2 protein-coding genes are annotated in these 6,576 nt (G+C 75.3%); both read left to right on the top strand.

Annotated elements, in window-relative coordinates; all coding sequences use genetic code 11:
• A partial coding sequence (locus ACIG87_RS32185; RefSeq protein WP_396855392.1) for a hypothetical protein occupies positions 1-228 on the top strand: 228 nt, incomplete at its 5' end.
• Positions 229-238: 10 nt separating this feature from the next.
• On the top strand, positions 239-6,576 hold a 6,338-nt coding region (locus tag ACIG87_RS32190; RefSeq protein ID WP_396855393.1), incomplete at its 3' end, for an SDR family NAD(P)-dependent oxidoreductase.

Genomic DNA, 6,576 nt, shown 5'->3' on the forward strand with positions numbered 1-6,576 from the left:
TTCTACAGCCAGGGTCTTGGTGATATCGACTGGGCCGGGGTGCACCACGGTAAGGGTCATCGGACCACCACCATCCCCACCTACCCCTTCGAACGCCGGGAATTGAGCGCGCCCCGGGTCCACGAGTCCGCCGCCCAGCGGCGTCGGCCGGAGCCGGAGATTTCCGTACCCGCAGCAGGTGATGGGGCAGTCGGCCACCCGTTGTTCGACCGTCACTACGAGCACTGAGCGAGGGAACGTGACGTACCGGGTTGAGACCTACGAGAAGACCTTTGCCGCGCACGAGCCGTTCATCGCCCAGCACCGCTCCGCCGACCTCGGCATCCTGCCCGCCGCCGTGCAACTGGAGATGGCCCTGCTGGGGGTCGCCCAACGCCGGGCGTTCAGCCCGCTCGAACTTGTCGACGTCGCCTTCGTCCGGCCGTTCACGGTCGCCGACGGCGAGCAGGTCACCGGCCGCCTGGACGTGACCCTGGGGGAGCGGACCCGATTCGAGCTGAGCGCGGTCACCCCCGACGGCCGCAAGACGGTCTCGACCGGCTCGGGCGGGCCGATCGCGTCCGGCACCCACCCACCGGCCGCCTGGGAGGTGGACTGCCCGGTACCGGTCCCGCCGGAGCGCATCTACGACAGCTGGTCGGCGGCCGGCCTGGTGTACGGGCCGGACTTCCGGACCGTACGTCGGCTCTCCGTCGGTGCCGGCACCGCCGAGGCGACCCTGGAGACGGTGGCCCAGCCGCTGCCGTGGTACTCCCACCCGCTGCTGATCGACGGGGTCTTCCAGGTGGTCAGCTGTGCCCTCCAGGACCTCGCCGGGGGCGACCCGCCGGGGCCGATGCTGCCGATCGGCGTGGCACGCCTCGCCCTGCACACCGAACTGTCCCCGCTCACCGCCGGGGTCACCGTCCGGGTACGGCGTACCGCCGTGCAGGACGCCTGGTCCGTCGCGGACGCCGTCCTGTCGGACCCCACCGGCCGGGTCGTCGCCGAACTCACCGGGGTACGGATGCGCCGGTTGCCGGCCCCGCGTCCCGCGCCGGCAACCGGGCGGCTGCTCACCCGGATCGAGTGGGCCCCCGCCGACGCCCCTGCCCCCGGGCAGCCGGCGGCCGGCACCTGGGTGGTCCTGCATCCGGGCGACCCGGATGGCGCGGGGGCAGCCACCGTGCGGGCGCTGCGCGCCGATGGTGCCCGGGTCGTCGAGGTCCTGCCCGAGGCTCCGGCGACCGGCCTCGGGGACGACCAGCGCCTCGTCCGTGAGCCCGACGAGCGGACGTTCCAGCAGCTCTGGGAGGAGATCGCCGAGCCGGTCACCGGAGTCGTGCACCTGTGGAGCACCGGCCCGGCCCGGCCGGAACCCGCCGAACTGCGCGTCGGTCTGTACTCCTGCCTCGCCGCCCTGAAGACCCTCGGCCAGCGGCAGCGCTCCGGTCGCTTCCTGGTCGTCACGGAACGCGGCCAGCCGGTGGCCGGCGGGGACGTCCCGGAGCCGGCACGGGCCGCGCTGTGGGGACTGGTCCGCACCGCCGCCATCGAGTACCCGGGGCTGCGACCCCGCCTCATCGACCTCGACCCCGCCTCGGCCGCCGCCCTGCCGGCCGAGTTGGGCGACGGGGGACCGGTGGAGGTCGGCTACCGCGCCGGGGTACGCCACGAGCCCGTCCGCGTTCCGCTCGACGCGTCCGACGGCGGTCGGCCGCCGGTCCGGCCGGCGGGCCGCTACCTGATCCTCGGCGGGCACGGCGGGCTGGGCCTGGCGGTGGCCCGCCGCTTCGCCGCGGACGGCGCCGGCCTGGTCGCCCTGGTCAGCCGCTCCGGTGGCACCGACGTCGACCGGGCCGCCCTGGCCGGGATCGAGTCGTACGGCTGCCAGGTGGTCTCGTTCGCCGCCGACGTCGGCGCACCCGGCGCGTTGGCCACGGTGGTGCAGGAGATCCGCCGCCGCTTCGGCGACCTGCACGGCGTGGTGCACGCCGCCGGCGCGCTCAAGGACGGACTGCTGCGCGGCGTCACCGTCGGGGACGTGGCCGAGGTGCTGCGCCCGAAGGTCGACGGGGCACACGAGCTGGCCGCCGCCGTCGCCGGCACCGAGCTGGACTTCGCCGTGCTGTTCGCCTCGGTCTCCGGCACCTTCGGCAACCTCGGCCAGGGCGGGTACGCCGCCGCCAACGCCTACCTCGACGCGTTCGCGCATGCCCAGGGCACCCCGTGGACCAGTGTGGACTGGGGGCTGTGGGGCGAGGTGGGGATGGGCACGGCGGTCGCCGCGCAGCTCCGGCGGCGGGGCGTCCGGCCGCTGGGCACGATCGAGGCGCTCGACGCGCTGATGACCGTCCTGCGTGACGACGTCCGGCAGGTCGTCATCGCCCATCCCGACGCCGCGCCGGGCGTCGGGTCCGGCGTCACCGGGGAGGCGACCGGTGCCGGGGCGGCCCCCGCCCACCCGGCAGCCGCACCGCCGGCCGCCGCCGGCCCGGCACCGGGTGCCGCCGGGCCCGGTGCCTCCCCGCGCGGTTCGTCCGGGAGCGGCGACACCGACGCCGGGCGCACCGAGGACGGGCTTGCCGACTTCCTCGCCGAGCGGCTGGGCCTCGGCGGCCTCGACCGGACCGCCCCGCTGACCGACTACGGCATCAACTCGATCATGAGCGTCGAGCTGGCCGAGGAGCTGTCCCGGCGGTGGGCGGTCGCCCTCCCGGCCACCCTCTTCCTCGAGTACGGCGACTTCGCCGAGCTGGCCGGGGCGCTCGCCACCCGGTACGGGGCCCGGCCACCCGCCCCGCAGCCGGCACCGGCCGCCGCTGCGTCCCCGCCGGTCGCGGTCGTGCCCTCCCCGGCCGATGTCGCCTCGCCGGTCGACGTGGTGTCTGCGCCGATGCCGCAGGCCACGTCGGCAACGGCGCAGGCACCGCGCTCCGCGCCCCACCCGGTGTCCGGAACCGTGCCGGCCCCGGCTGCGGGACCGGCCCCCGTCACCGGGCCGGCGACGCGGCGGGCCGGCGACATCGCCGTGGTGGCCGTCTCCGGCGACCTGCCCGGGGGACGCGACCTGGCCGACCTGTGGCCGATGCTCCGACGCGGGGCGGACGCCTTCACCGAGATCCCGGCGGAACGCTGGAACGTCGACGACCACTACCAGCAACGCGGCCCCGACATGACCGGAACGTACTGCCGGACCGGCGCGTTCGTCGCCGGGATCGACCGCTTCGACCCGAAGTTCTTCGGCATCGCCGTGCGGGAGGCCGAGGAGATGGACCCGCAGCAGAAGCTGCTGCTGGAGCACGCCTGGTCGGTGGTGGACGACAGCGGGCTCGCCGGCCGGCGGGACATCGGCGTCTTCGTCGGGGCCACCTACACCCACCACCGCGACGCGCAGGGGCTGGCCGTCGTCGGGCCGCACACCGCCCTCGGCTCGATGAACGCCGTCCTGGCCAACCGCATCTCCTACGCGCTGGACCTGACCGGCCCGTCGCAGACCGTCGACACGCTCTGCTCGTCGTCCCTGGTCGCCCTCCAGCAGGCGGTGGTGAGCCTGCGTACCGGGCAGTGCGGCGCGGCCATCGTCGCCGCCTGCCACGTCGGGTTGACGCCCTGGTACTACCGCAGCCTCAGCCAGCTCGGCGCGCTGTCACCGACCCGGCCCCGGCCGTTCGACGACCGGGCCGACGGGTTCGTGCCCGGCGAGGGCGCGGTGGCCGTCATGCTGAAGCGACTCGACGACGCCGAACGCGACGGTGACCGCATTCACGCGGTGATCCGGGGCGCGGCGGTCAACCACGGCGGCCGGGGCAGCGCCCTGCCGGTGCCGCGCAGCGAGTCGCAGGTCGCGGTGATCCGGGCCGCGCTGGCCGACGCCGCGCTCACCCCGGCCGACATCTCCCTGGTCGAGACGCACGGCACGGCGACCCGGCTCGGCGACCCGATCGAGATCGCCGCCCTGGCCGAGGTCTTCGACGGTGACCGGCCCGAACCGTGCCACCTCGGCTCGGTCAAGGCGAACATCGGTCATCTGGAACCGGCGAGTGGCCTGGCCGGTCTGGCCAAGGTCCTGCTCTGCCTCGAACACGGGGAGATCCCGCCGCTGGCCGGGTTCGCGACGCTCGGCGCGCACATCACCCTGCCCGAGGGTCGGCTGGCCATCCCGACCGCGCCGAAGCCGTGGCGTGCCACCGGGCCGCGCCGGGCCGGCATCAGCGCCTTCGGGATGGGCGGGACGAACGCGCACGTCGTCGTCGAGGAGTACACCCCGAACCTGACCGCCCGGCCCGTCGACGAGCCGGCGCGCGAGCACCTGCTGGTGCTGTCGGCACACACCCCCGAACTGCTGGCCCGGCGGGTCGCGGACGTACGACGGCTGGTCGAGGCGGACAGCGCCGTCGACGCCGAGGCGCTCTGCTTCTCCGCCTCGGTCGGGCGTGCCCACCTGCCGTACCGGATCGCCGTGCTCGGTGCGACCGGGTCGGAGCTGGGCGCGGGCCTGCGCCAGGCGTTGCGCACCGGGTCGGAACTGTCGGGAATGGTGCTGCGCGGCGACACGGTGCTCACCGGTGAACCGGTACCGGTCGGGCGGGACCTCGCCGAGCGGCTGGCGGCGTACCTGCCGTGGCCCGTCGAGCGGATCGCCGCCGAGCTGCGTACCCGTGACGCCGGGCTGCTCACCGCGCTGGCCTGCGGGTACGTCGCCGGCCGCGACGTCGACTGGCGACCGTTGTACGCGGGCGGCGGACTCCGCCGGCTGGCACTGCCGCCCTACCCGTTCCGGGACCGCGTCGACCGTGTCCCCGCCCGGCCGGTCCCCGATCCGTCCGTGACGTCGGCGACGGCCCCGGTGGCCGGAGGAGCTGTCCTCGACCGGCTGCTGGCCGCCCACCGGGTCTTCGGCCAGGAGACGGTGCCGGCGGCGTTCCTGATCGCCAGCGGGTTCGCCACCGCCGCCGTCCTGGAGCGGCTCGCCTTCACCGCCCGTGGCACCGGGCGGCACCGGCTCACCGACGACCGGTCCGACGCCGCCGCCGGCAGCACCGCGACGTTCCGGTACGGGGGCCTGGCCATCGGCCACCTCACGATGGGCGCGGCCCGACCGGAGGGACCGCCCCCCGCCCCGCTGTCGATGGACCGGCAGCGCGCCGGACACCCCCGCACGCTCGACCCGGCCGGCCTGTACGCGTGGTTCGCCGCCAAACGGGTCGACTTCGGCGCGTCGCTGCGGGTCATCGACCACATCTCGTACGGCACGACCGGGGTGCTCGCCCGGGTCGACCTCACCGACGTCGACCCGGCGGCGCGGGCGGTGGCCGCGCTCGACGCGGCGCTCCAGAGCATGGCGGTCCTGACGCTGGCCGACCCGACCGCCTCCGCGCTGACCTACCTGCCGGTGTCGATCGGCCGGGCGGTGCGCTGGGCGGACCCGGCCGACACCCGGCACGTGCACCTGCGGCTCACCGGTCAGGACGTCGACGGCAGCCGTCGGGCCGACGCCGCGCTGCTGGACGCCGCAGGCCGGGTCCTGGTCTCCCTGAAGGACGTCGTGTACCGGCCCGTCGCGCCGCCCGGCGCGGACCAACCGGCGGATGCGCCGTCGTCGGCCGGAGCGCCCTCGCAGGTGATGGACGCGGAGTCGCCGGTCGAGGACGCCTCACCGGCGGCACCGGCCGAGCGGCGGCCGGCCACCGGTCGGGCGGTGGAGGCGATCGTCGTCGAGCTGGTCCGCACGGTGCTGCGGGATCCGGACGTCACCGCGACCGGTTCGCTCGCCGCGACCGGCATCGACTCGATGCTCGCCACCATGGTCGCCGCCGAACTTCAGGAGCGGCTCGGGGTGTCGTTGAGCCCGGTGGAGGTGTTGCAGGCGCGGGACTGCCGGGCCCTGGCCGCCGTCGTGACGTCCCTCGCCCCGGAGGAGACGATCCTGGCGGCCGTCGCGCCGGCCGAGGACCGGACGGACGTCGCCGCGACCGGGGACCGGACCGAGGTCGCCGGGCCCACCGTCGACCAGGCTCAGGCCGGCGACCGGTCGGTCTCGGCTCCCGTCGCCGTGCGGGAACAGCCTCCCGCCCAGCCGGACGGTGGGGATCGCCGCGACCTGGCCGTCATCGGGATGGCCTGCGCGCTGCCCGGCGCGACCGACCCGGAGGGGTTCTGGTCCCTGCTGGCGCAGGGCGGCAGCGGCGTCGGCCCCGCGCCCGCCTTCCGCTGGCCGGCTGCCGGCGACGACGCCGCGGTCGGCGGCTTCCTGGCCCCGATCGACGAGTTCGACGCCCGGTTCTTCGACTTCTTCGCCAAGCAGGCCGAGGTGCTGGACCCGCAGGTCCGCTGGCTGCTGCGCACCGCGTGGGAGGCGTTGGAATCCGCCGGCATCGCGCCACTGTCCACGCCCACCTCGACCGGGGTGTTCGTCGGCGCCAGCTACCAGCACTACAAGGACTACAACCTCCCGCCGGAGTTGGACGCGCCGAGCGGACTGGGCAACCACAACGCGTTCCTGGCGAATCGGGTGAGTTATTTCCTGGATCTGTCGGGTCCGAGCATGACGATCGACACGTTGTGTTCGTCGTCGTTGGTGGCTCTGCACACGGC

The organism is Micromonospora sp. NPDC051925 (assembly GCF_044548625.1).
Taxonomy (GTDB): Bacteria; Actinomycetota; Actinomycetes; order Mycobacteriales; family Micromonosporaceae; genus Micromonospora.